This window comes from Sphingomonas sp. ABOLG (genome assembly GCF_003950435.1).
Lineage (GTDB): Bacteria > Pseudomonadota > Alphaproteobacteria > Sphingomonadales > Sphingomonadaceae > Sphingomonas > Sphingomonas panaciterrae.
This window is the reverse complement of record NZ_QQWW01000003.1, coordinates 103,050-127,968: the sequence shown is the minus strand read 5'-3', so window position 1 is coordinate 127,968 and position 24,919 is coordinate 103,050. Positions and strand designations below refer to the sequence as shown.

General features: G+C 64.7%; 24 protein-coding genes and 1 tRNA gene. 11 read left to right on the top strand and 14 right to left on the bottom strand.

What is annotated here, in order from left to right; genetic code table 11:
- Nucleotides 1-8 precede the first annotated feature (8 nt).
- The 4 genes from CA236_RS04375 (at nt 9) to CA236_RS04360 (ending at nt 4,471) form a co-directional block, all read left to right on the top strand.
- Entirely contained in the window at nt 9-1,346 is a 1,338-nt protein-coding gene (locus tag CA236_RS04375) for an NAD(P)-binding domain-containing protein (protein ID WP_046411282.1), read from the top strand.
- On the top strand, nt 1,343-2,407 hold the full coding sequence (locus CA236_RS04370) for an acyl-CoA dehydrogenase family protein (RefSeq protein WP_125944695.1): 1,065 nt from the start codon (nt 1,343-1,345) through the stop codon (nt 2,405-2,407). Before CA236_RS04375 ends, CA236_RS04370 begins: the two co-directional genes overlap by 4 nt.
- Nucleotides 2,404-3,603, top strand: a complete 1,200-nt coding sequence (locus CA236_RS04365; RefSeq protein ID WP_125944694.1) for an acyl-CoA dehydrogenase family protein — start codon at nt 2,404-2,406, stop codon at nt 3,601-3,603. Before CA236_RS04370 ends, CA236_RS04365 begins: the two co-directional genes overlap by 4 nt.
- Before the next feature lie 103 nt (nt 3,604-3,706).
- Complete coding sequence (locus CA236_RS04360; RefSeq protein WP_046411278.1) at nt 3,707-4,471, top strand: SDR family oxidoreductase; 765 nt, start codon at nt 3,707-3,709, stop codon at nt 4,469-4,471.
- 1 nt (nt 4,472) lies between these two features.
- Here CA236_RS04360 and nth read toward each other — a convergent pair whose 3' ends face one another.
- Together nth and dapB are read right to left on the bottom strand one after the other, a co-directional pair.
- Nucleotides 4,473-5,150: an endonuclease III gene (gene nth / locus CA236_RS04355; RefSeq protein WP_125944693.1), complete on the bottom strand. Its 678-nt coding sequence runs from the start codon at nt 5,148-5,150 to the stop codon at nt 4,473-4,475.
- Nucleotides 5,151-5,160: 10 nt separating this feature from the next.
- The gene (dapB, locus tag CA236_RS04350) at nt 5,161-5,889 is read right to left on the bottom strand and encodes a 4-hydroxy-tetrahydrodipicolinate reductase (RefSeq protein ID WP_046411276.1); all 729 of its coding nucleotides are present in this window, start codon (nt 5,887-5,889) and stop codon (nt 5,161-5,163) included.
- 113 nt (nt 5,890-6,002) lie between these two features.
- Here dapB and CA236_RS04345 point away from each other — a divergent pair, with 113 nt between their 5' ends.
- Nucleotides 6,003-6,734 (top strand): NAD-dependent deacylase, encoded by a 732-nt coding sequence (locus tag CA236_RS04345; RefSeq protein ID WP_125944692.1) that lies wholly within the window; start codon nt 6,003-6,005, stop codon nt 6,732-6,734.
- Here the strand turns inward: CA236_RS04345 and era are convergent.
- From era to lepB, 3 genes are all read right to left on the bottom strand, one after another.
- On the bottom strand, nt 6,701-7,597 hold the full coding sequence (gene era / locus CA236_RS04340) for a GTPase Era (RefSeq protein WP_125944691.1): 897 nt from the start codon (nt 7,595-7,597) through the stop codon (nt 6,701-6,703). The genes CA236_RS04345 and era overlap by 34 nt on opposite strands.
- A gap of 89 nt (nt 7,598-7,686) precedes the next feature.
- Complete coding sequence (gene rnc, locus CA236_RS04335; RefSeq protein ID WP_241212513.1) at nt 7,687-8,376, bottom strand: ribonuclease III; 690 nt, start codon at nt 8,374-8,376, stop codon at nt 7,687-7,689.
- Nucleotides 8,369-9,217: a signal peptidase I gene (gene lepB, locus CA236_RS04330; RefSeq protein WP_125944689.1), complete on the bottom strand. Its 849-nt coding sequence runs from the start codon at nt 9,215-9,217 to the stop codon at nt 8,369-8,371. The genes rnc and lepB overlap by 8 nt, the downstream gene beginning before the upstream one ends.
- 157 nt (nt 9,218-9,374) lie before the next feature.
- Here lepB and pgi point away from each other — a divergent pair, with 157 nt between their 5' ends.
- Entirely contained in the window at nt 9,375-10,868 is a 1,494-nt protein-coding gene (gene pgi / locus CA236_RS04325) for a glucose-6-phosphate isomerase (protein WP_125944688.1), read from the top strand.
- A gap of 120 nt (nt 10,869-10,988) precedes the next feature.
- Complete coding sequence (gorA, locus tag CA236_RS04320) at nt 10,989-12,338, top strand: glutathione-disulfide reductase (protein WP_125944687.1); 1,350 nt, start codon at nt 10,989-10,991, stop codon at nt 12,336-12,338.
- 23 nt (nt 12,339-12,361) lie between these two features.
- On the opposite strand, the gene CA236_RS04315 is transcribed toward gorA, so the two are convergent.
- The 3 genes from CA236_RS04315 to CA236_RS04305 form a co-directional block, all read right to left on the bottom strand.
- Nucleotides 12,362-12,817: a vgr related protein gene (locus CA236_RS04315; protein ID WP_125944686.1), complete on the bottom strand. Its 456-nt coding sequence runs from the start codon at nt 12,815-12,817 to the stop codon at nt 12,362-12,364.
- Nucleotides 12,818-12,869: 52 nt separating this feature from the next.
- Nucleotides 12,870-13,592 (bottom strand): class I SAM-dependent methyltransferase, encoded by a 723-nt coding sequence (locus tag CA236_RS04310; RefSeq protein WP_164518859.1) that lies wholly within the window; start codon nt 13,590-13,592, stop codon nt 12,870-12,872.
- A 102-nt stretch (nt 13,593-13,694) separates the two neighbouring features.
- Nucleotides 13,695-14,144, bottom strand: a complete 450-nt coding sequence (locus CA236_RS04305; RefSeq protein WP_125944684.1) for a copper chaperone PCu(A)C — start codon at nt 14,142-14,144, stop codon at nt 13,695-13,697.
- A 169-nt stretch (nt 14,145-14,313) separates the two neighbouring features.
- On the opposite strand from CA236_RS04305, the gene dnaK reads away from it, so the two are divergent.
- From dnaK to CA236_RS04285, 4 genes are all read left to right on the top strand, one after another.
- Entirely contained in the window at nt 14,314-16,221 is a 1,908-nt protein-coding gene (gene dnaK, locus CA236_RS04300) for a molecular chaperone DnaK (RefSeq protein ID WP_125944683.1), read from the top strand.
- Nucleotides 16,222-16,288: 67 nt separating this feature from the next.
- Nucleotides 16,289-17,407 (top strand): molecular chaperone DnaJ, encoded by a 1,119-nt coding sequence (dnaJ, locus tag CA236_RS04295; RefSeq protein ID WP_125944682.1) that lies wholly within the window; start codon nt 16,289-16,291, stop codon nt 17,405-17,407.
- A gap of 36 nt (nt 17,408-17,443) precedes the next feature.
- Nucleotides 17,444-17,815, top strand: coding sequence for a hypothetical protein (locus tag CA236_RS04290; protein WP_046411259.1), 372 nt, complete (start codon nt 17,444-17,446; stop codon nt 17,813-17,815).
- 59 nt (nt 17,816-17,874) lie between these two features.
- A tRNA-Arg gene (locus CA236_RS04285) sits at nt 17,875-17,951 on the top strand.
- A gap of 57 nt (nt 17,952-18,008) precedes the next feature.
- Here the strand turns inward: CA236_RS04285 and CA236_RS04280 are convergent.
- From CA236_RS04280 to wecB, 6 genes are all read right to left on the bottom strand, one after another.
- Nucleotides 18,009-18,746, bottom strand: a complete 738-nt coding sequence (locus tag CA236_RS04280; RefSeq protein WP_125944681.1) for an SDR family oxidoreductase — start codon at nt 18,744-18,746, stop codon at nt 18,009-18,011.
- Nucleotides 18,747-18,954: 208 nt separating this feature from the next.
- Entirely contained in the window at nt 18,955-21,027 is a 2,073-nt protein-coding gene (locus CA236_RS04275; RefSeq protein ID WP_125944680.1) for a catalase, read from the bottom strand.
- Between the two features lie 181 nt (nt 21,028-21,208).
- On the bottom strand, nt 21,209-21,451 hold the full coding sequence (locus CA236_RS04270) for a hypothetical protein (protein ID WP_046411243.1): 243 nt from the start codon (nt 21,449-21,451) through the stop codon (nt 21,209-21,211).
- 139 nt (nt 21,452-21,590) lie between these two features.
- The gene (locus CA236_RS04265; RefSeq protein WP_125944865.1) at nt 21,591-22,370 is read right to left on the bottom strand and encodes a metallophosphoesterase; all 780 of its coding nucleotides are present in this window, start codon (nt 22,368-22,370) and stop codon (nt 21,591-21,593) included.
- A 68-nt stretch (nt 22,371-22,438) separates the two neighbouring features.
- Nucleotides 22,439-23,734: a UDP-N-acetyl-D-mannosamine dehydrogenase gene (wecC, locus tag CA236_RS04260; RefSeq protein ID WP_125944679.1), complete on the bottom strand. Its 1,296-nt coding sequence runs from the start codon at nt 23,732-23,734 to the stop codon at nt 22,439-22,441.
- Nucleotides 23,721-24,836, bottom strand: coding sequence for a UDP-N-acetylglucosamine 2-epimerase (non-hydrolyzing) (gene wecB, locus CA236_RS04255; protein ID WP_125944678.1), 1,116 nt, complete (start codon nt 24,834-24,836; stop codon nt 23,721-23,723). The genes wecC and wecB overlap by 14 nt, the downstream gene beginning before the upstream one ends.
- Nucleotides 24,837-24,919: the final 83 nt, after the last annotated feature.

Below are 24,919 nucleotides of genomic sequence, written 5' to 3'. Positions count from 1 at the left end.
AGAGGGAAATGACGACTAGCAAGCGCGCCTGCATCATTGGTGCCGGCTGCTCGGGGTTCACGACGGCGAAGCGGTTGCAGGATGAAGGGATCTCGTTCGACTGTTTCGAGATGTCGGACGATATCGGCGGCAACTGGTATTATCGTAATCCCAACGGCCGGTCGGCCTGCTACCAGTCGCTGCACATAGACACATCGAAATGGCGGCTCGCGTTTGAGGATTATGCGGTCCCGGCCGACTGGCCCGATTTCCCCAGCCACGCGCAGCTTTGCCAGTATTTCCGCGACTATGTCGATCATTTTGACCTGCGTCGGCAGATCACGTTCAATACCGAGGTGACACGCGCGTCGCGGCGCCCCCGCGGCGGCTGGGACGTCACCCTGTCCACCGGCGAGACGCGAAGCTACGATGTGCTGTTCGTCTGCAACGGCCATCACTGGGACCCCAACGTGCCGGAATATCCCGGCACGTTCGATCGGCCGCACTTCCACGTTCACAGCTATCGCGATCCCTATGATCCGGTCGACCTGCGCGGCAAGAACGTCGTCGTCGTGGGCATGGGCAATTCGGCCATGGATGTGGCGAGCGAATTGTCGCAGCGGCACCTGGCGAAGAATCTGTGGGTGTCGGCCCGCCGCGGCGTGTGGGTGCTGCCCAAGATGGCGGGCGGCAAGCCGATGGACAAATCCGCCATGCCGACCTGGATGCCGCGTAAGCTCGGCAAGGCGCTGGCCCGCCGCGCGATCAAGAAGCTGGTCGGGCGAATGGAGGATTATGGCCTGCCCAAGCCCGACCACGAGCCGCTCGACGCGCACCCCAGCGTCTCGGGCGAGTTCCTGACCCGGGCAAGCTGTGGCGACATCAAGTTCAAGCCCAATATCAAGGCGCTGGAGGGCACACGTGTCCGCTTCGATGATGACAGCGTTGAGGATGTGGACGCGATCATCTACGCCACGGGCTACCGCATCAGCTTCCCGTTCTTCGACGATCCGGCGCTGCTCCCCGACGCGCAGAACCGGTTCCCGTTGTTCAAGCGCATGGTGATCCCGGGCATCGACGACCTGTTCTTCATGGGCCTTGCCCAGCCGCTGCCGACGCTGGTCAATTTCGCCGAGCAGCAGTCGAAGCTGGCGGGCGCCTTCCTCGCTGGCCGCTACGCCTTGCCCAGCGTCGAGGACATGCGCCGCATTACTGCCGAGGATGAGGCGGTGGAGCTGGGCGATTACTACCAGTCCACGCGCCACACGATCCAGGTCGATTTCGCGCGCTACGTCGCCGATCTCCACAAGGAGATCGCCAAGGGCGAGCGGCGTGCCAAGGCCCGCACGGGCAGGATTGCGGCATGACTGACACGTTGGTGCGTGCGGCCGCGCCGGTCGCGCTCGATGCAGGCGAGCGGGCGGCGTTGGTCGATACGGTGCGGCGCCTGCTGGCGGAGCGGTGCACCGAGCAGGACGTGCGCCGGATCATGGACAGTGAGAGCGGGCACGATCCGGCGCTGTGGCGCGCCCTGTGCGATCTGGGCCTGCCGGGCTTGCTGGTCCCCGCAGAGGCGGGCGGCACCGGGCTTGGCCCGATCGAGCTTGAACTGGTGATGGAAGAGGTCGGCGCCGCGCTGTTGCCCGCCCCGATCATCTCGTCCGCGATTGCCGCCACTTTGTGTCCCGACTGGCCGGGGCTCGCCACCGGATCGTGCATTGCGGCGGTTGCCTTTGCCGGGCGGCACGACTGGGCAGGGCATAGCACGGTCGCCTGGAATGGGGAGCGGCTGACCGGCGTCGCCCGCTTCGTGCCGGACGCCGCCATTGCCGACACGGTGTTCGTCGTCTGCGATGACCAGATAGTCGCGGTCGCGCGCGATGCCATGACCGTCACCCCGCTGCCGGTGTTCGACCGCACCCGCCGCATGGCCGACGTGACGTTCCACGGCTCGGCGCAGCCGGTCTCGGATGGCGGGCGGATCGCCGCGGCGAAGGACATTGCGCTGGTGGCGCTCGCCGGTGAGCAGGCGGGCGGGGCACGCCGCATGCTCGAGATGACGGTCGCCTACGCGACGGAGCGGCATCAGTTCGGCCGCGCGATCGGCAGCTTCCAGGCGATCAAGCATATGGCCGCCGACCTGCTGCTCGAAAGCGAGTCCGCCACCTCCGCCGCCCGCGACGCCGCGCGCCAGCTGGCCGAGCGGACGGAGACGAAGGACGCCGCCATCGCGCTCGCGGCCTTCGCCTGCGCCGACGCCTTCGTCCGCGTGGCGAAGGACGGCATCCAGATGCACGGCGGCATCGCCTTCACCTGGGAGCATCCGGCGCACCTCTATCTCCGGCGCGCGCGATCGGCGGCGCAGCTCTACGGCGACAGCCAGATCTGGCGCGAACGCTACCTTCAGGCGCTGGAGGCGCAATCATGAGCGACGACGTGACCAACGACGATCTGCGCGCCGAGGTGGAGGCGTGGCTCGCCGCGAACTGGACCGGGCTTCCCGCCCACCACGAAAGCTTCGGCCGCGATCCGCGCAGCGAATGGCTGGCCAAGGTGCGCGACGCCGGCTGGGCCGTGCCGCGCTGGACGCCGGAATGGGGCGGGCGAGGGCTGTCGAACGAACAGGCCCGCATTGTCGAGCGCGCCTTTGCCGCGGCCGGCGCACCGGGGGCGGGGCAGGACCGGTCGAACCTGTGGGCCAACACCGCGCTCGCCCACGCGACCGACAGCTTCAAGCGCAAGATCGTGCCGCAACTGCTCGCCGGGGAGGTCGGCATGTGCCTCCTCTATTCGGAGCCGGGCGCAGGCTCCGATCTGGCCGCCGTCCGCACGCGCGCGGAAAAGGTCGAGGGCGGCTGGCGGGTCACCGGGCAGAAGGTGTGGACCTCGGGCGCCGCGGTTGCCGATTACGGCATGCTGATCGCCCGCACCGACTGGGACGTGCCCAAGCATCGCGGGATCAGCTTCTTCTTCCTGCCGATGCGGCAGGAGGGCGTCGAGGTGCGCCCGCTGCGGCAGATCACCGACGAGGCGCATTTCAACGAGGTGTTCATCACCGACGCCTTCGTGCCGGAGGAGAGCCTTCTGGGGCCGCTGAACGGCGGCTGGGGCGTGCTGCAGACGGCGCTCGCCTATGAACGGTCGGTCATGGGCGATGCGGCGCGCGGTCCGCGATCCGGCGCTGGAGGGCCGAAGGGCGATTATGCGCTGCTCGGCCTCGCGCGGGAGGCCGGGCGGCTGGCCGATCCCGTGGTGCGGCAGGACGTGGCGCAGGTCATCGCCTGGCGCGCGCTCAACAAGCTCAATACGCAGCGCGCCAAGGCGGAACTGGCACAGGGCACCTCGTCGCCGATCATGTCGCTTGGCAAGCTGGCGATGAGCCGCATCCTGCATGAGGAGGCACGCGTGCGCACCATGTTGCTGGGCGCGGAAAGCCTGCTCGAAGGGCCTGATCATCCGCGCGCGGAGGACGCCAACTTCCTCACGCTGAACGCCTATTTCACCTCCATCGGCGGCGGCACCGATCAGATCCAGCGCAACATCATCGGCGAGCGCGTGCTGGGGCTGCCGAAGGAGCCGGAAGTCGATCGGACGATCCCCTTTCGGGAGGTCCGCGCGGGATAGGCGAGGGCGTGCGGCTCGCGCGCGATGGGCCGCACGCCATCGCACGACAGGCACAGGCACAGGCACAGGCACAGGCACAGGGAACGGGCGGGGGAGGCACGATATGCGTTCGATCTTCATCACTGGCGGCGCGTCGGGGATCGGTCTAGCGGCGGCACGGCGCTTTGCCCGCGAAGGGTGGACGGTCGGGATCGGCGACATTGACGAGATCGGGATGCGCCGCGCCGCCGAGGAATTGAACCTCTCCACCTATCCGCTCGACGTGCGCGACCGGGGCCAATGGCGCAGTGCGCTGCAGGAGTTCGTCGGGACGACTGGTCGCCTCGACATCCTCCTGAACAATGCGGGGATCGCGCGCTACGGCATGTTCGAGGATGTGACCCCCGACGAAAGCGACCTGCAGATCGACATCAACGTCAAGGGCGTGGTCAACGGTGCCTATGCCGCCCTGCCGCACCTGAAGGCGACGCGCGGCAGCCGGCTGGTCAACGTGGCGTCGGTCGCCGGCATCGTCGGATCGCCCGGCCTCGCGGTCTATTCGGCCACCAAGCACGCGGTGCGCGGTCTGACCGAGGCGCTCGACGCCGAATGGAGCCGGCATCGCGTCGACGTCACTTGCGTCATGCCGTTCTACGTGGAGACGCCGATCCTCGACGCGGGGTCGAAGGGCAGCAACCAGACGATCCGCGACGCGATCGGCAATTCACCCGTCTATACCGTGGAGGAAGCGGCCGAGATGGTCTGGCAGGCGGCGCATGGCAGCGAGCGCGAATATATCGTCGGCAAGGCTGGCCGGCAGGCGCATTTCGCCCGCCGCTTCATGCCCGGCCGGCTGCGCAAGCGGCTGAAGGCGGCCTTCGCCTCCTGATTCAGGGAGCGGTCGCCGCAGCCGCCTTGCTGGGCGGCGCTGCGGGTGCCGGGGTCTTGGGCCGGAACGCACACAGGTCCGCGACCGGGCAGCGCCAGCATTCGGGCTTGCGTGCCTTGCAGATGTAGCGCCCGTGCAGGATCAGCCAGTGGTGCGCGTGGAGGCGGAATGGTTGCGGCACCACCTTCTCCAGCTTCAGCTCGACGGCGAGCGGCGTCTTGCCCTTGGCCAGCCCCGTGCGATTACCGACGCGAAAGATATGGGTGTCGACGGCGAATGTCTCCGCGCCGAACGCGACGTTCATCACCACATTGGCGGTCTTGCGCCCGACCCCGGCAAGCTGCTCGAGCGCCTCGCGATCCGCCGGCACTTCGCCGCCATATCGGTCGACCAGCGCCTGGCTCAGCGCGATGACGTTCTTCGCCTTGGCGTTGAACAGGCCGATCGTCTTGATGTGCTCGCGCAGCCCCTCTTCGCCCAGCGCCAGCATTTGCGCCGGGGTCTTCACTTCCGCGAACAGCCGGCGCGTCGCCTTGTTGACTCCGGCATCGGTGGCCTGCGCCGACAGGACCACCGCGACCAGCAACTGATAGGTGTTGCCGGATTCAAGCTCCGTCTCTGGATGCGGGTTCGCCTCCGCCAGCCGTCGGAAGAATTCGAAGACGTCGGCGCGCTTCATCGGGCGGGCGTCACAGCCCCAGCACCTCTGCCATGGAATAGCGCCCGGCCGGCCGGTCGGCGAGCCACAGCGCCGCCTTCACCGCGCCGCGCGCGAAGATCGATCGATCCTCCCCGCGATGGCCCAGCTCGATCCGCTCACCCTCGCCGGCGAACACCACCAGATGGTCACCGACGACGGTGCCGCCGCGCAGCGAGGAAAAGCCGATCGTCCCTTCGGTGCGCGCGCCGACCAGACCGGCGCGGCCATCGACCCGCTCCTCGTTCAGCGTCGTGCGGCGCCCACGCGCCGCCGCCTCGCCCAGCAAGACGGCAGTGCCGGATGGCGCGTCCACCTTGTGCCGGTGGTGCATCTCGACGATTTCGATGTCCCAGTCGGACCCCAGGCGCTGCGCGGCTTCCTGCACCAGGATACCCAGCAGCGTGACGCCCAGCGAGGTATTGCCGGTCTGCAGCACGGCGATCTCCTGCGCCGCGCGGTCAATCATGGCGTGATGCGTCGGCAGCAGGCCAGTCGTGCCGATCACCATCGGCGTGCGCGCGGCGACGGCGGCGGCGAGATGAGATTCCAGCGCTGCCGGGGTGGAGAAATCAACCAGCACGTCCGCTGCATGGGCCAGCGGGACGGGATCGCCACCCGCATCGACGCCGCCCGCGATCCGCGCACCTTCATCTTCCGCGATGGTGGCGATCACGCGCCCCATGCGGCCTTCGCTTCCATAGATTCCGATCGCGGTCATGCGCGTCCTTCGGTGTTCATGCGGGCTCCCGATATCGTTGCTGTTCCGGCACGTCGAGTGGGACGCGGCGGTTGCAGTCGCGTGTCGAGGACCGAACGCTTATGCTGCCACCGATGAACGAAAAGAGAAGCATCCTGATCCTCACCGGCGCGGGGATTTCGGCAGAGAGCGGCCTTGCCACCTTTCGCGGTCCCGGTGGCCTGTGGGAGGGGCATCGCGTCGAGGATGTCTGCACGCCCGACGCGCTGGCCGCCGATCCGGCGCTGGTGCATCGGTTCTACGATCTGCGCCGGGCCGCGCTCAACGCGGTGGCGCCCAATGCGGCGCACGACGCGCTGGCGCGGCTTGACGCCGAATGGGGCGGGGATTTGCTGATCGTCACGCAGAATGTCGATGACCTGCACGAGCGTGCCGGGGCGCGGCGCCTGCTGCACATGCACGGCGAGCTGCGCTCCGCCTTGTGCCCCGCCTGCGGTGAACGGCGGGCGTGGCCCGATCCCTTGCCGCCGGGGGTGCGATGCCCGGCGTGCGCAGCGGGGGACCTGCGTCCCGACATCGTGTTCTTCGGGGAAATGCCCTACGGCATGGAGCAGATCGAGGCCGCGATCGCGACCTGCGACCTGTTCGTGTCGATCGGCACGTCGGGCGCTGTGTATCCGGCGGCTGGCTTCGTCCAGCTGGCCAGCCATCATGGCGCCCGGACGCTGGAGCTGAACCTCGATCAATCCGCCGGCAGCGGCTGGTTCGATGAAAGCAGGCTCGGCCCGGCCAGCACATTGGTGCCGGCCTGGGTGGACGAATTACTTGCCGGTCAGTCGACCCAGTCGAGCCCGATGTCGCGATAGACCCCGCGATCCTCGTCCCAGCCCGGCTTCACCTTCACATGAAGGTAGAGGTGGACCGGGCGGTCGAGCAGGACGGCAAGCTCCGCGCGTGCCTTGGCCCCGATCTCCTTGATGCGCGCGCCGCCCTTGCCCAGCACGATGGCGCGCTGCGTCGGCCGTTCGACCAGGATCTGCTGGTGGATCTCCGCCGCACCATCGGCGCGATCGGTGAACTTCTCGGTCTCCACCGTCGCCGCATAGGGAAGCTCGGCATGGAGCTGGAGGTAGAGCTGCTCGCGCGTCACTTCCGCGGCCAGCGTCCGCTCGCTGGCGTCGGACACCTGGTCCTCCGGGAAATGCCACGGCCCCTCGGGCATGCCGGCGGCCAGCGCATGCTTGAGCTCCGGCAGGCCATCGCCGGTCGCCGCGCTGATGAAGAAAGTCTGCGCGAAGGGGACAAGCGCGTTCAGCTTTTCGGCGTGCACCAGCAGCTTGGGCTTGTCCGCCAGGTCCACCTTGTTGAGGATCAGGAACTTGGGCTCGGGCCGGTCCTTGATCCGCTCCGCAATGTCGGTGACCTTGGGGCCGAGGCCACCCTTGGCGTCGACCACCAGCGCAACGACGTCCGCGCCTTCCGTTCCGCCCCAGGCGGCGGCCACCATGGCGCGGTCGAGCCGGCGCTTGGGATCGAAGATGCCGGGGGTATCGACCAGCAGGAGCTGCGTGTCGCCTTCGATCGCGACGCCCAGCAACCGCGTGCGGGTCGTCTGCGCCTTCGGGCTCACGATCGCCACCTTCTGCCCGACAAGCGCGTTGACGAGGGTGGACTTGCCGGCGTTCGGGGCGCCGAGCACGGCAACAAGGCCGCAACAGGTCATGGTCATTCCTTGCATTCTTCGCCGTTGCCATACTGGCCGCGACGGTCAGCGTCGAGGCCGTAGCGCGCCGCAGGCAGGCCGGCGGGCGGCCGATCCTAGCCCTTCTTGCGCTTCGGCGCGGCCGCCGTCAGCTCCTTCAGCAGGGTGCGCGCGGCATCGGTTTCCGCCTCCTGCTTGCTGCCACCGTCGGCGACTGCCTCGGCGAGTTTCGGGATCGTCACCCGGATCGTGAAGCGCGGCGCATGCCCCGGTCCGGACCGGTCGACCACCTCATAGACCGGCGGCTTGCGATTATTTGCCGCCGCCCATTCCTGCAGCGCCGACTTGGGATGCTGTGGCGCAACGGCTTCGGCATGGAGCCGCGAGGCCCAGAGCCGCCGGACGACCGCGCGGGCAGGATCGAGGCCGCGTTCGCGGAACAGCGTGCCGAGCAGCGCCTCCATGACGTCGCCCAGGATATTGTCGCTGTCGCTCGCCCCATCGTCGCGCGCCTGCTTGCCGAGCCTGAGATGCGCCTGCACGCCGATTTCGCGGGCAATGTCAGCGCATACGATGCCCGAGACGAGCGCGTTCAGACGCTTCGACAGCGCGCCCTCCGGCTCGTCCGGAAACTCCTCGAACAGCCATTCGGCCATGGCGAGGCCGAGCACGCGATCGCCGAGGAATTCCAGGCGTTCATAGTGCACGTCGCCGCGGCTCGCATGGGTGAGCGCGCGTTCCCAGAGCTTCAGATCCTGCGGGGCTTCACCGAAATTATCGGTGATCCATTGCCTGAGGTCACTCAAAGCCGCCGCCCAGTCGATCCCACCGCGCCGCGGTGAACCACGTCCATGGCAGCAGCCAATTTGCCGAGCCATCGGTCGACCAGAAGATCACCAGCGCCTTGCCCTCGACCCGCTCCATCGGGATGAAGCCCATGCCCTGCACCTGGCCCGGCAGCGCTTCCTCTGCCGCGGGGAAGCGGCTGTCGGCAGAGTCGTCGCGGTTGTCGCCCATCAGGAAGACGTTGCCCTCAGGCACCGTGTAGACGCCCGTGTCGTCGGCATCGGGGATGTAATGCTGGTCGAGCACATAATAGCTGCGCCCGCCCGGCAGCGTTTCGCGGTAGCGCGGAATGCGGCAGGTCGGTCCCTGCACGTCATTCTTGACGAAATCCGCCTCGCATTCGCGCGTGGTGAAATTGGGCGAGAGCGGCAGGACGAAGTCGGCCACGCGCTGCTTCGGAATGGCGCGGCCGTTCAGGACCAGCCGGCCGCCGCGCATCTGTACGGTATCGCCGGGGATGCCGATCACCCGCTTGATGACGTCATGGTCGTCGGCGCCCTTGGAACGGAAGACCACCACATCGCCGCGCTCGGGGGTGCGGGGGAACAGCCGGCCGGGCACCGGCGGAAATCCAAACGGCATCGACCAGCGCGAATATCCGTAGTTCCACTTTGAAACAAAAAGATAGTCGCCGATCAGCAGCCGCGGCAGCATCGATTCCGACGGAATCGAGAAGGGCGCGAGGACGAAGCTGCGAAAGATCCAGACGACCAGGGCGAGCTTCAGGAGGAAGCGGATCGTCTCCGACATTTCGGACTTTTTCGCGGGCGAGGCACCCGTGGCGGGTTTGGGATCGGCCATGGATCGCGCGTTGCCGAACGCGGGCTGCACGTCAAGCGGCGGAACGATATGTTGCGCCTCCCGTTCGCGCTGAACTTGCCGTACGCCGGCTTTTTCGTTCTTACGAAGAACGATGCCGCGGGGCCAAATCGAAATCCCGCCGAATGGAGTTAGCAGCATGGCCGACTGGTCCACGATCGAAGCATTGCCCCAGACGAGGATCGAGCAATTGTTCGCCGACGATCCCGAGCGGCTGAGCAAATTCTCGCTGGACGTCGCCGGCATTCATTTCGACTGGTCCAAGACGCACCTGACGTGGGACGCGATCAAGGCGTTCGAGGCGCTGGCGGCGGAGCAGGACCTGGCGGGCAAGCGCGAAGCGATGTTCGGCGGCGCGCACGTCAACGTGACCGAGGATCGGCCAGTCGAGCACACCGCGGAGCGCGGCGAAGGCAATCCGGAGAGCGTGGCGCGGGCAGCCGATTACCACGCCCGTATGCGGATGCTGATCGATGCGATCGAGGCGGACGCTTTCGGCCCGGTGCGCCATGTGCTGCATGTCGGGATCGGCGGCTCCGCGCTGGGCCCCGATCTGCTGGTGGATGCGCTTGGCCGGGATTACGAGCGGTACGACGTTGCGATCGTCTCCAACGTCGATGGCATGGCGCTGGAGGATGTCTTCGAGCGGTTCGATCCTGCTGCAACGCTGCTGGTGGTCGCGTCAAAGACGTTCACCACGACCGAGACGATGATGAACGCGGAAAGCGCCATCGCCTGGATGCAGCAACATGGCGTTGACGATCCCTATGGCCGGGTGATCGCGCTCACCGCGTCGCCGGACAAGGCGATCGAATGGGGCGTCGACGAAACGCGCATCCTGCCGTTCTCCGAAGGGGTGGGCGGCCGCTACTCCTTGTGGTCGTCGATCGGTTTTCCGGCCGCGATCAAGCTGGGTTGGGATCAGTTTGAAGAGCTGCTGGAGGGCGCGGCGGAGATGGACCGCCACTTCCGCCTGACTGCACTGCATGAGAATGCGCCGGTGATCGCCGCCTTTGCCGACCTGTACTACACGCAGGTGCGCGGCTGCGAGACGCGCGCACCCTTCGCCTATGACGAGCGGCTGCGGCTGCTGCCGAGCTATCTTCAGCAACTGGAGATGGAATCGAACGGTAAGGGCGTGAGGGCGGACGGCACGCCGGTGGGGCGCCCGACCGCACCGATCACGTGGGGCGGGGTCGGTACTGACGCGCAGCATGCGGTGTTCCAGCTGCTGCATCAGGGCACGCACCTCGTCCCGGTCGAGTTCCTGGCCGTGATCGAGCCCGGCGACACGCTTCCGGATGAGCATCACCGGCAACTGCTGCTGAATGCCTTTGCGCAGGGCGCGGCATTGATGAAGGGGCGGGCGAACCCTGACGATCCCGCGCGCGCCTATCCCGGCGATCGGCCGTCCTCCACCTTGTTGCTCGACGTGCTGGACGCGCGCACGCTCGGCGCGCTGATCGCCTTCTACGAGCATCGCGTGTTCGTGAACGGCGTTCTGCTGGGCATCAACTCCTTCGACCAGTTCGGCGTCGAACTGGGCAAGGAGATGGCGAAGGCGGCAGCGAAGGGCGGTGGTGACTTCGATCCCTCCACCACCGATCTGATCAACCGGGCCGGGCTGGCGTAACCGGCGATCGCAGGTTCCGACCAGACGTAGCATCTGGCGGCGCGCTGGTAGGCGCGATGCCATCTGCCTTGGTCCTTTCCTGTTCCCCTATATGCGGGCGCCAGCCCAGCGGAGATCCTTATGCCCGATTTCGACTATGACCTTTTCACGATTGGCGCCGGATCGGGCGGGACGCGGGCCTCGCGCGTGGCGGCGGCGCATGGCGCGCGCGTTGCGGTGGCGGAGGAATATCGCGTCGGCGGGACCTGCGTCATTCGCGGCTGCGTGCCCAAGAAGCTGCTGGTCTACGGCGCGCATTTCGCCGAGGACTTGAAGGACGCGCAACGATTTGGCTGGCGCGTGCCGAACGAATGCGAATTCGACTGGAAGTGCCTGCAGGCAAATGTCCTCGCGGAGGTCGATCGGATCAATCAGGCCTATACCACCACGCTCGAGTCCAACGGGGCGGAGATCATCCACCAGCGTGCGACGATCGTGGGCCCGAACGAGATCCGGCTGGCAGACGGCACTACGAAGTCGGCGAAGAACATTCTGGTGGCGACAGGCGCGCGCCCGCATGTGCCATGCTTCTCGGGGTGCGAACATGGCATCACGTCCAACGAAGTGTTTCACCTGGACGCCATTCCGCGGCGCGTGCTGATCGCGGGTGCGGGCTATATCGCCAATGAGTTTGCCGGGATCTTCCACCAACTCGGCGCGCATGTGATCATCATGAACCGCACCAAGGACATCCTTCGCGGCTACGACCTGCAGATCCGTGACCGGCTGTTGCAGATCAGCATGATGAAGGGGCTGGAATTTCGTTTCGACGCTACGTTCGAGAAGATCGAGAAGCAGGACGACGGCTGCCTGAAAGTCCATATGACGGGACACGAGCCGGTCGTTGTCGATTGCGTGATGTATGCGACTGGCCGGGTGCCCAATACCGAGGGCTTGGGGCTGGACGCTGCCGGCATCGACGTGGACGACAAGGGCGCGGTGCCGGTCGACGACGATAATCGTACGTCATGCCCGTCGATCTATGCGGTTGGCGATGTCACCAACCGTATCCAGCTGACCCCAGTGGCGATCCGCGAGGGGCAGGCATTTGCCGACAATCTGTTCGGCAAGGGCGGGGTGAAGGTGGATTATAATTGCGTACCGGCGGCATGTTTCAGCCATCCGCCGATCGCCGGCGTCGGCATGACGGAGAGCGAGGCGCGGCAGAAGCTGGGCTCGGTGAAGATCTATTCGTCCGATTTCCGGCCGATGAAGAATGTGCTTGCCGGACGCGACGAGCGATCGCTGTACAAGATGGTATGCGATGCTGAGACCGATCGGGTGGTCGGCATCCACATGATCGGTCCCGACTGCCCCGAAATCATCCAGGCGGCGGCCGTCTGCGTGAAGGCGGGGCTGACCAAGGCGCAATTCGATGCCACCGTCGCGCTTCACCCGACGATGGCGGAGGAGTTGGTGCTGCTGAAGTAGCCCGACGGGAGGGGCTGCACCGTTCAGCGGAAGACCGACAGCAGTCCCTCATATTGGCTGAGCGGCGGGGCGCCGAGGATCGTTGCGCCTTGCCGCAGCATGAAAGCGTGACGGACGATCTCCGCCTGCTGTTCGACCCCGTAGCGCTTGAGCGGCCAGCCGGGCACGAAGCTGTAATGATAGCGGCAGAAGGGGTGGCGCGCGAGCGGCAGGAAGACGCCGCGCTGGTGCTGCCAGACGTGACACATCTCATGCACGAACAGACCCTGCAGCCCGAGATGTTCCTGGCTGAAGTCATCGCTCCAGGTGGCGGCATCGGGATGGAAGTGGATGTGCCCGCGCGGCGCCATGACAATGTCACGCGGCTGAAGGAACCACCAGCGCCGGCGCCGGACCTCCACGCGATCAAGGTCGATCGCATCGGCAAAGATGGATCGGGCGAGTGCGCGTTCGCCGATCGTCAGGCTGCGGCTGCTCATCGCCTTCAACGTAGGAAGCGGCGCGGCATGATCCAGCCGAAGCGAACGGCTTCTAGCAAGCGGGGGTGTAGAGAACCCAGTCGCTGCGATCCGCGGCCACCGTCCAGCGCTGACCATCCTCGAACGCGCTTCGGTTGAGCGGGTTGACGTAAACGATCACCACCGGATCACCCTGCGCGGCGCGCGTCTCCAGGCGGCTCAACACTTCGCGTAGGATCACAGTGCCGAAGCTGTTGTAGATATAGGCGAAGATCGGGCCGGTCGGGGGTTCGTAGCTGCCCGCGTCGCCGAGGATGAACTCGCAGCGTGTGCTGGATCCGCCCGCGGACTTGAAACGGCGGCCATTTGCGAGTGCGATGTCATGCAATTCGGGCGCGAATTCGACGCCGATCGCGCGCTGGAAGCCCCGCGCGGCGGCGATCATGACGGCCCGGCCCTTGCCCGAGCCATAATCGATGAAGCTGTAGCGCGCCGGATCGATGCCGGCCCTCGTGACGGCTTCGTCCAGTGCCACACCATTGCTGGCCTGGTAGCCGAAGCCGAGCAGCGCCCGGTCCCGCGCGACGCTGAGTGCCGATAGATTGACCGTGCCACTCGTGTCGGTGCCCCAGCGGCGGTCAAAAGCCTGATCGGCGCGGCGCGCGCGTGCAGCGGCCGGGCTGATGCCGCGGGCGGTATGACGCACCGTCTTCAGCGTCAGTGAGACTACTTCGGCCGGCGTACGTCCGTGCAATCGGCGTTTTACATCGTCGATGATCGAGGAGAGCTTGGGCATAGCTTTGCCCATAGACGTTCAAAGGTTACGGAGGCGTGAGTTAAATCTTTCCAATCAATGCTGGCGCTTCATGACTGTGGAAGGTCAGCTCTCCCGTCAGTTTTAGCTGCCGGCAGGCACCGGATCTGCGGGGCCAACGACCCGCGCCTTCTGCTCGACACGGTTGCCGTCCGAGAAGGTGAAGGCAAAGGTCAGCGTCCCGCCCGGCTTAACATTCGGCGATACTTCGAACAGCATTGCGTGCTTTCCGCCAGGCGCGAATACAACACGTTGGCCAGCCGGCACCGGAACGGAGGAGAGCGAATCCATCGCCATGCCGCCACTTTGGGTCATACGGCTTTCGTGCAGTTCGGTACGAGCGGCCTCGGTCGTGGACACGCTGGTCAGCGCCGTATCGTTGCCGCCGCCCTGAATGGTAAAATAGCCTGCGGCAGGACGGCCATCGACAGCAGCCAGGCGAACCCATGCGTCGGTGACCTGCAGCGGCTTCTGCTGCGCGCATCCCGCGATGGCCACCGAAGCGAAAACAAGCGTGGCAGCGACGCGGAACATGGGCCTTCTCTCCAACCGAAACGATGCATGCCCGCTACTTCGGCCGGTGCCTTGCGGCAAGCGGAGCGTCACCTATATCGCGAAGCGTCAACGCTGTTCCGTCGCCGTAACGGGGCGTGACAGCACATCTTTTTGGTTTTTTGTTCAAGCAGGGGCTGGAAGAGCACTCATGGCAAAAGTTATCGGTATCGATCTCGGCACCACCAATAGCTGCGTGGCAGTGATGGAGGGCGGCAAGCCCAAGGTGATCGAGAACTCGGAAGGCGCGCGCACGACGCCGTCGATCGTCGCCTTCGCCAAGGATGGCGAGCGACTGGTGGGGCAGCCGGCGAAGCGTCAGGCCGTCACCAATGGCGATAACACCATCTTCGCGGTGAAGCGTCTGATCGGCCGCCGTTTCGACGATCCGGTGACGAAGAAGGACACCGAGCTGGTCCCCTATCACATCGTGAAGGGCGCCAATGGCGACGCCTGGGTTCAGGCCGGCGGCAAGGATTATTCGCCGTCGCAGATCAGCGCCTTCACCCTGCAGAAGATGAAGGAAACCGCCGAGAGCTATCTCGGTGAGACCGTCACGCAGGCCGTGATCACGGTGCCGGCGTACTTCAACGACGCGCAGCGCCAGGCGACCAAGGACGCCGGCCAGATCGCGGGCCTCGAAGTGCTGCGCATCATCAACGAGCCGACCGCTGCTGCGCTGGCCTATGGCCTGGACAAGCAGGACGGCAAGACGATCGCGGTGTATGACCTTGGCGGCGGCACGTTCGACGTCTCGATCCTCGAGATCGGCGACGGCGTGTTCGAAGTGAAGTCGACCAACGGCGACACGTTCCTCGGCGGCGAAGACTTCGACAACAAGCTGGTCGATTTCCTGGCGGAGAGCTTCAAGAAGGATGAGGGCATCGACCTCACCAAGGACAAGCTCGCGCTGCAGCGCCTGAAGGAAGCCGCCGAGAAGGCGAAGATCGAGCTGTCCTCGGCTGCCTCGACCGAGGTGAACCTGCCGTTCATCACGGCCGACCAGAACGGCCCGAAGCACCTCGTCAAGACGATCAGCCGCGCGGACCTCGAGCGTCTCGTCGACAGCCTCATCCAGCGCACGATCGAGCCGATGAAGAAGGCACTCGCCGATGCCGGCCTCAAGGCCAGCGACATTTCGGAAGTGGTGCTGGTCGGCGGCATGACCCGCATGCCCAAGGTGCGCGAAGCGGTGAAGAACTTCTTCGGCAAGGATCCGCACACCGGCGTGAACCCGGACGAAGTCGTCGCAATGGGCGCAGCGATCCAGGCCGGCGTGCTGCAGGGGGACGTCAAGGACGTGCTGCTGCTCGACGTGACCCCGCTGTCGCTGGGCATCGAGACGCTCGGCGGCGTCTTCACCCGCATGATCGATCGCAACACCACGATCCCGACCAAGAAGTCGCAGACCTATTCGACCGCCGATGACAATCAGCAGGCGGTGACGATCCGCGTCTTCCAGGGCGAGCGCGAGATGGCGGCCGATAACAAGCTGCTCGGTCAGTTCGATCTCGTCGGCATCCCGCCGGCGCCGCGCGGCGTGCCGCAGATCGAGGTGACGTTCGACATCGACGCCAATGGCATCGTCAACGTCTCCGCGAAGGACAAGGGCACCGGCAAGGAGCAGCAGATCCGCATCCAGGCATCGGGCGGTCTGTCCGATACCGATATCGAGAAGATGGTGCAGGAAGCCGAGCAGTTCGCCGAGGAAGACAAGAAGCGCAAGGCAGGCGCCGAGGCGAAGAACAATGCCGAGAGCCTGATCCACACCACGGAGCGCCAACTCGCTGACAATGGCGACAAGGTGGACGAGGCGCTGAAGGGCGAGATCCAGTCCGCGATCGATGCCGCCAAGGCAGCGGTCGAGGGCGGTGACGTCGATCAGATGAACGAGAAGAGCCAGGCGCTGGCACAGGTCGCGATGAAGCTTGGCCAGGCGATCTACGAGAAGCAGCAGCAGGCGGAAGCGTCGCCGGCTGCCGACGCCGGTACGGCGCCGAAGGACGATGATGTGGTCGACGCCGAATTCTCGGAAGTCGACGACAACCACAAGGCGTAAGCGATGATCGAGCCGCCATTTGCTTCGGCGAGTGGCGGCTCGTTCTGTCGTTGCGCGGGGGCGCTGAATGACTGAAGTCGATTTTTACGAACTGCTTGAGGTCGACCGTTCGGCCGATGCCGGCACCATCAAGTCGGCATACCGCAAGCTTGCGATGAAGTATCACCCGGACAAGAACGCCGGGTGCAAGGATTCCGAAGCGAAGTTCAAGGCGGTGAGCGAGGCATATGAATGCCTCAAGGATCCGCAGAAGCGGGCGGCCTACGACCGCTTTGGTCATGCCGCGTTCCGCAATGGCGGCGCCGGGGGCGGCCATTCGCAGGACTTCTCCGGCTTTTCCGATATCTTCGAGAGCGTGTTCGGTGAATTCATGGGCGGCCGCGGTGGCGGGCGCCAGCAGGTGCGCCGCGGCGCGGACCTGCGCTATGATATGGAGATCACGCTGGAGGAGGCCTATCATGGCAAATCAGCGGAAATCACCATCGACGTCACCGCGGTGTGCGATACCTGCGAGGGCAGTGGCGCACGTGCCGGCAGCCATCCGCACACCTGCAACACCTGTGCCGGCCACGGCAAGGTGCGCGCCCAGCAGGGCTTCTTCGTGGTCGAGCGCGCCTGTCCGGTCTGCAACGGCTCGGGTCAGGTGATCGACGATCCGTGCCCGGACTGCCGCGGGGACGGACGGGTCGAGCGCACCAAGACGTTGAGCGTGGAGATACCGCCCGGCGTCGATGAAGGCACGCGGGTGCGCATGACGGGCGAGGGTGAGGCGGGTGCTCGTGGTGCCCCTCCCGGTGACCTCTACATCTTCCTTCACGTGAAGCGGCACAATCTGTTCGAACGTGAAGGCACAACGTTGTTCGCGCGCGCACCGATCAGCTTCACCACCGCTGCGCTTGGAGGATCGCTGACGATCCCGGGCCTTGACGGCCGCAGTCACGAACTTCGCATTCCGGCCGGTATTCAGTCCGGCAAGCAGCTGCGCCAGCGCGGGGCAGGGATGCCGGTACTGCAGGGACGCGGTTTTGGTGACTTGGTGGTCCAGATCGACGTCGAGACGCCGACCCGCCTCAGCACGCGTCAGCGCGCCCTGCTGGAGGAGTTTCGCGAAACCGAGACGGGTGAGGAATGTCCTGAAAGCCAGGGCTTCTTCGCGCGGCTAAAGAACGCGTTCGCAGGAGATTGATCCGGCGCGGAGCCGGGACTGCAAAGGAGAAGGATCATGCGTTTGCTCTTTCCGGCCGCCTTGGCATTGGCAGTGGCGGCAGCTCCAGGGGCGGCGCGCGATCGCAATGCCGTTCCGGCTGCGACCCCGGCGGGGAAGCCGCAATCGTGCATTCCACTCCGCAACATCCGCGAGACGCTGGTGCGCAACGACCAAGTCATCGATTTCCGGATGACGGGTGGCCGCTATTATCGCGTCACCCTCGACCAGCCTTGTCCTCAATTGGGGTTTGAACGGCGCTTCAGCTACGCGACGTCGCTAAGCCAATTGTGCCAGCAGGACATCATCACCGTGTTGGTGGGTACGACGGCAATGCCGGGCGCGAGTTGCGGCCTGGCGCCATTTCAGCCTGTCACGCTGGCAAAGTAGCGCCGCTAACGAAAATCGCTGGCGCCCTCGATCCGCCCCTGCTAGGCGCATCGCTCCCAGCACCCGTAGCTCAGCTGGATAGAGCGCTGCCCTCCGAAGGCAGAGGCCACAGGTTCGAATCCTGTCGGGTGCGCCAGCTTCCCTTGCCGAGATTTCGGCGGTGAATGCCACAGGCTCGGGCAAAACTTTCCTTTCAAAAGTGTGCTAGATAGCCGCCGTCGACGGCTAGGACTTGTCCGGTCACATAGGATGCGGCTGGCGAGGCGAAGAAGAGGACGGCGCCCACAATCTCTTCCGGGCGGCCCCAACGGCCGAGCGATGTGCGGCGCTGTAGATGTTCGGCAATGGCTGGATCGGCAATCATGGCCGCATTGGCTTCGGTGGCGAAGTAGCCGGGCGCGACCGCGTTGACGGTGATCTGGGCGGGGCCGAGTTCGGCGGCGAGCGCACGTGTCAGTGCCTCCAGACCACCTTTCGACATGGTGTAGGCAGCGTCGCCGGACCGGGCTATTTGGCCGGCGATTGAACTGATGTTGATGATGCGTCCGCCGGGTTGCATCCCGGCGCTGAAGCGACGGGCGAGGTCGAAGGGTGCGACGAGATTTGTCTCTAGCAAATCTCTGACCGACGCTCGATCGATCATCTGCAGCGCGCGGCGGTCGCGCTGGCCGGCATTGTTGACCAAAATATCGACCGCGCCGTGGTGAGCGAGCAGCGTCGAGGCCGCATCATCCGCGCGAAGGTCTACCGCCGCAACGGCTGCCGATCCACCCAGCGTCGTCAATGTCTCGCCCAGAGCGGTAAGCCGATCCAGATTGCGTCCTTGGAGGATGACATGGGCGCCCGCCCAGCAGAGGCCGCGCGCGATCTCTGCGCCCAGTCCGCCGCTTGCGCCCGTCACCAATGCGACCTTGCCGTCCAGCTGGAACACGACTCTTCCCGTAATTGCGCCGACCGTCGGCGCCCGGCTGGAGTGGCCGCAATCCACATCCCTTGCAACGCGTCTGCCTGATATCGGGCGCAGCGTTTGTGAGAAGCTCTGCTCGTCGTGATCACCGATGTGCAGGGGAATGGGAGGGGCTGCCCTTCCCAATCCCGTACGCTCGGCGATGCGAGCGTGCGGGATTGAGGGAGCCAGATCAGGCAAGCATCCGGATCGCAGGCTCCCGGTCGTAGAAGCGGCGTTTGGCCGCCGACACGAAGCTGCCGTCCGGCGTGGTCACACCTTCGTCCTTCTGCACGCCAGCCTTGTCCAGCAGTGGCTGCGCCTCCGCGCTGGCGCCGATCGCCTTGAGGTGCCCGAACGCATCCATGACAAACTGAACAGCGGCGGCTTCCTTCAACAGCGCTGCACAGCCGTCTTCCGAGACCACTACCGCAACCGCGTCGAACAATTGGGAGGGCGTTCCGGCCAATTGTCCATCGGCCTTTCTTTTGCTGCCGTCTGACAGGGGGGCGCCATTTACCTTTGGAGAGACCAGTACCGCTTTGCCGCCTTCCGCTTCAACAGCGGCGACCAGGCTATCGAGTGTCGATGCGTCGCTTCCTTCTGCGAAGAGGATGCCGACGGCGCGCCCGTCGAGGGTTTCCTTCATGTTCTTGTGGATCGACAGAGCGCCGGAGGATGGCAGGTCCACTGGCTCACGTGCGGCTGGTGCCTTTTCCGGAAGGTCGATTCCGAGCCCGTCCGCGACACGCCTCGCCAGATCTTCGTCAACGTTGCGAAGGTTGGCGACCATGCGGGGCGGTACCTGATCAAGCAGGCCGACCTTCGACAGTTCGAACACGAATGATGAGGCTATATGCGCCTGCTCGGCTGGCGTCTGCGAGCGGTAGAATAGCCGGGCCTGGCTGTAATGGTCGGCGAACAGCTCGGCCCGGACGCGCAGCTTCTCTCCCTGTTCGTCGCTGCCGGATGGCGCAGTGACGGTGCGAAAGCCACGATCCCGGGATTCGCGAGGACCACCTTCCTCTCCATGCGCTGCCAGGCTGTTTGGCTCGTAATTGGCGCGGCCCCTGGGGACCTGTGTCTGCATCTTTCCGTCCCGCTGGAAATTGCCGAAGGGGCAGCGGGGCGCGTTGATCGGAATTTGATGGAAGTTTGTGGTGCCGAGGCGCGAGTTTTGCGTGTCGAGGTAGCTGAACAGACGTCCTTGGAGCAGCGGATCATTCGTGAAATCGATGCCGGGGACGATGTTCGTTGGCAGGAAAGCCACCTGCTCGGTTTCCGCAAAAAAGTTGTCGGGGTTTCGGTTCAGCGTCAGCGTACCGACGATCCGGACGGGAACATCCTCTTCCGGGATCAGCTTCGTTGCATCAAGAACGTCGTAGGGCTGCGCTTCGGCGAAGGCTTGGTCGAACACCTGGATTCCAAGATCCCATTGCGGGAATGCCCCCGTGTCGATCGCTTCCCACAGATCGCGGCGCTGATAATCATTGTCTGCCGCCTGCAACTTCAAAGCCTCGTCCCAGATCGTCGATTGCAGGCCCAGTCGAGGTTTCCAGTGGAATTTGACGAAGCTGGCGTGTCCGTCGGCGTTGACGAGCTTGAACGTGTGGACGCCGAAGCCCTCCATCATCCGGAAGGAGCGGGGAAGGGTGCGGTCCGACATAGCCCACATCAGCATGTGGGTGGATTCGGGCATCAACGACGCCCAGTCCCAGAATGTATCGTGCGCGCTTCCGGCCTGTGGATAGGCGCGATCGGCCTCCATCTTTACCGCATGCACCAAGTCCGGGAACTTGATGGCATCCTGTATGAAGAAAACGGGTATGTTGTTGCCGACCAGATCCCAATTGCCTTCGGTGGTGTAGAACTTCACCGCAAAGCCACGCACGTCGCGCGGGGTGTCGACCGACCCTGCGCCGCCGGCGACAGTCGAAAAGCGAACGAACACCTCGGTTTTTTCGCCCTTCTTGAACACTGCTGCCTTGCTCAGTTCGCTGATATCGGCAGTGGCCTCGAAGAACCCATGCGCGCCGGAGCCACGAGCGTGTACGATGCGCTCAGGGATGCGTTCGTGATCGAAGTGGAATATCTTCTCCCGAAGGACGAAATCCTCGAGAAGGGTAGGTCCGCGCCGCCCGGACTTCAGACTGTTCTGGTTGTCGCTGACAGGCACGCCATGGTTGGTGGTGAGCACCTGCTCGTCACCGCTAGCCTGCTGGTGCGGCTCGCCACCGGCACCGTGGTTCGTTGCGCCGTTGCTCATTACCGTTTCCTTGCCTCAATTACCTGGATCAAGGCTGCAAACGAATGGGGCCGCGAAACGGTGCTGGCTGACGCGGTTATTCTTTGAAGGAAATGACGTCCAAAGGGCCGTGTGGGCTCCCGCCGCTCAGACAAAAAAATAGCGGCCCGAAAGCCGCTATTTCATCATCCTGAGTCGAGACTCAGTTGCTGTCGGAGTCGTCGTCCGAGTCAGCGATGATCACGATGCCGGCGATCACTGCAGCAGCAGCGAGAACGGCAACGATCACGCCGCCGCCAGCAGCCTTGTCGGCCTTGGCGGTGGAGGTGCTGGCGCGAGCAGCCTTGGCAACCGACAGGCTGGATGCCGAGGTCGGAGCCGCAACAGCAGGAGCTGCAGCCAGCGAAGCAGCGGCAACAGCCGCGAGGTAACCACGAACCTTCATCACGAACTCCCTTTTTTGTCCGTCACGGCCATCTGACAGAGTTTGCAGTGCAGCGCAATCTCATATGTTGGTCAACAGCGCTCAGAACGCTTTCCAATCAAGGCATTTCCGCAACACTTTAGCGGAAATGTGATGAACCTCACGTGCCACTTTCATGATGATCAACAGTATCGATGATCCAACGGTGCTCGCCCTCGATTCCAAGCGCGGTTAGCCGGCCCGTTCGGTAGGCGCCCGTATCTATACCGATTCGGTTGACCCGCTCATCTACCCCATCCGTGATGGTGTGGCCGTGGACGACGTACTTTCCGTGATGACCGCCATGTTCGAGGAAGGGCTGCCTTATCCAGCGCAGGTCGCGGGAGGTCTGCTGTTCCAGCGGTAGCCCCGGGCGTATGCCAGCGTGAACGAACAGATAATCTCCTTCCAGGAGATAGTCGTCGAGAGACCGGAGGAAGGCGATCTGCTCTGCCGGTATGTCTCGGGCCATCATGTCGACGAGTTCGGGTATGGTGGCCTGATCGATGGCAGCTGCTTTCATGCCGTAGCTGAGCAGCGTTTCGTGCCCGCCTGCCCGGAGCAGGAGGCGAACGAGGTCCGGATCCCCGTCATAGGCGCCGAGGAAAATTTCCTCATGATTGCCGCAAAGGCATCGCACGTCCTGTCGACTGGCGCACATCTGCCGAACGCGCTCCACCACACCAGCGGAATCAGGCCCGCGATCCACGAGATCGCCGAGCAGGATGATTCCTGTTTGCGCTCCGCCGCGCGACGCGTCGTCAGCGTCGATGCGCCGTAGTAGTTCGTCAAGAAGATCAAGTCGGCCGTGCACGTCGCCAATCGCATAGAGGCGCCGGCCCGCCGGAAGCTGGGCAGGTGGTGCACTCGGACGACGGCGTGAAAGCAAACGCGATAACATGGCAGGCAGATCTTTGTGCAAAGAGCCGACCAACTAGCCGAGCGGGTCAGCCCCCGCAACAACGCCGATCAGCTTGTCCGTCGTCCTAGTCGAGCGTCCGAACGTAGCGGCGGTTGGTCGGGCCAGATGCCGCGGGTATCCAGAACGCGCTTGTCGGCGCGTTCCTCGAGCGGAATCGATCGGAATACGTCATGGTCGACGAGGACGATCATGATTGGACACGTTTCGATTGCCGCATCCACGTCAATTAGCCGCGCACCGGTTGCCGCGAAGGCGTTCGGCAGACTCCGGGCATAGGGTTCGACAATTTTGATCTGGTCGGGGAATTGCCGCGCCAGCGCCAATGCCACTTTCAGCGCAGGGCTTTCGCGGAAATCGTCGATGTTTGCCTTGAAGGCGAGCCCCATGCACGCGACGGGTACACCGGGGTTGGTGGCTATCATGGCCGCCGCTGCTGCGATCACGTGGTCTGTCTTGCCGTCATTCACCTCGCGCGCCGTCCGGATCAACGGCGTATTCTTCGGGTCCGCTGCGACCAGAAACCACGGATCGACGGCGATGCAATGACCCCCTACGCCCGGTCCGGGCTGAAGGATGTTGACACGCGGGTGACGATTGGCGAGCCGGATGACCTCCCAGACGTCAACGCCCATCGTGTCGGCAACCAGGCTCAGTTCGTTGGCAAAGGCGATATTCACGTCGCGGAACGCGTTTTCGGTGAGCTTCGTCATCTCCGCTGCCCGAGCGCTGGTCGTGATACATGCGCCTCGAACAAAACGGCGGTAGAAGGTGAGCGCCTTGCGCGCACAACGGGGTGTGATCCCGCCGATGACCCGATCATTGTCGATCAATTCGACGAGAATGCGACCAGGCAACACCCGTTCTGGGCAGTAGGCGACCGCATAGTCCGAGCTTTCGCTGATGCCCGGCGCACGTAGCTCGGGGCGCAGCTCAGCGAGCAAATCGCGCACGTGCTCGGTGGTGCCGACGGGGGAGGTTGATTCAAGGATCACCGTGTCTCCAGCCTTCAAGACGGAGGCGACCGCGCGCGCCGCCTCGAGGACAAAGCCCGTGTCGGGTCTGCGATCCTCGGCGAAGGGCGTGGGAACGGCGATGACGAACACGTCCGCCGGCTCCAGCACGGTCGATGCGCGAAGGTAACCGCGTCCGACCACGCCCGAGACAAGCCCGTCCAAGTCCACTTCCTCGATGTGGACCTTGCCCGAGTTGACCGTGTCGACCACGTTCTGATGAACATCAATGCCAAGCACGCTCGCGCCAGTGCGAGCAATCACTGCCGCCGTCGGAAGGCCGATGTACCCGAGCCCGAGAACCGCGACCTTTAGCTCGTTATCTGACAGCATTGGCAATGATCTCCGCGATCCGTTCACTCGCACGGCCGTCGCCAAACGGATTGTGGGCGCGGGCCATTGCTGCGTAGGCGCGCTTGTCGTCGAGAAGCGTGAAAACTTCGGAAACGATCCGCTCCTCGGCAGTGCCCACCAGTTTAGCGGTCCCAGCCACTACACCCTCAGGTCGTTCCGTCGTGTCTCGCATCACCAGCACGGGTTTGCCGAGCGCGGGCGCCTCCTCCTGAACCCCGCCGGAATCGGTGAGCACCAAGGTGCAGGCGTTCAGCGCTCGGATAAAATGGGGGTAATCAAGCGGTTCGATGCGCGCCACTTTATCGCGAGCGCCAAGCGTCTTTTCCATGACGGAGACGACGTTCGGGTTCGGGTGCATCGGGAACAGCACTGCAGCGTCCCGATCCTCGGCGATGCGGGCGATCGCGCGTGCAATCGCCGCCATACCGTCGCCGAAGTTTTCTCGCCGGTGAGTGGTGACCAGCACAATCCGGCGATCAGCAAAGCGGCTCAGGACGGGGTCCAATCCCGCGGCGAGCGAAGGATCATGTGAGATCCGGTCGTTCGTCCAATGAAGGGCGTCGATCACGGTGTTCCCCGTGACATGGACGCCCGACAGGATGTTCTCACGCGCGAGCGCCTCTGCTGCGGTCGCGGTGGGTGCGAAATGAAGATCTGCGATTGGCGCAACGATGCGGCGATTCACTTCTTCTGGCCACGGATGGTAGATGTTGCTCGAGCGAAGGCCCGCCTCCACATGAGCAACGGGAATCTTGCGGTAATAGGCGGCCAGAGCGGCTGTCATCGCGGTCGTGGTGTCGCCCTGCACGATGACGCGGTCGGGCTGCTCGCGATCGAGCACCTCGCCAATACCTGCCAGCAATCGGCCGGTCAGCCGGTCGAGGGTCTGGCCAGGCTCCATGAGGTCGAGATCGATGTCCGGTGAAAGCCCGGCGATCGCCAACACCTGATCGAGTAAGCCGCGATGCTGGGCGGTGACGCAGGTGCGAACCTGAATGCCTTGCTTCGCCTCTAACGCCCGCACCACGGGAAACAATTTGATAGCTTCTGGCCGGGTGCCGAAAATCACCAAGGTCTTCATGGCGACCACCTAGCACATGGCGCGTTAAGAGCAGACTAAATCCAAAATTGCGTCAGCGGCTTTGCCCTTCACCGCAGCCTCGC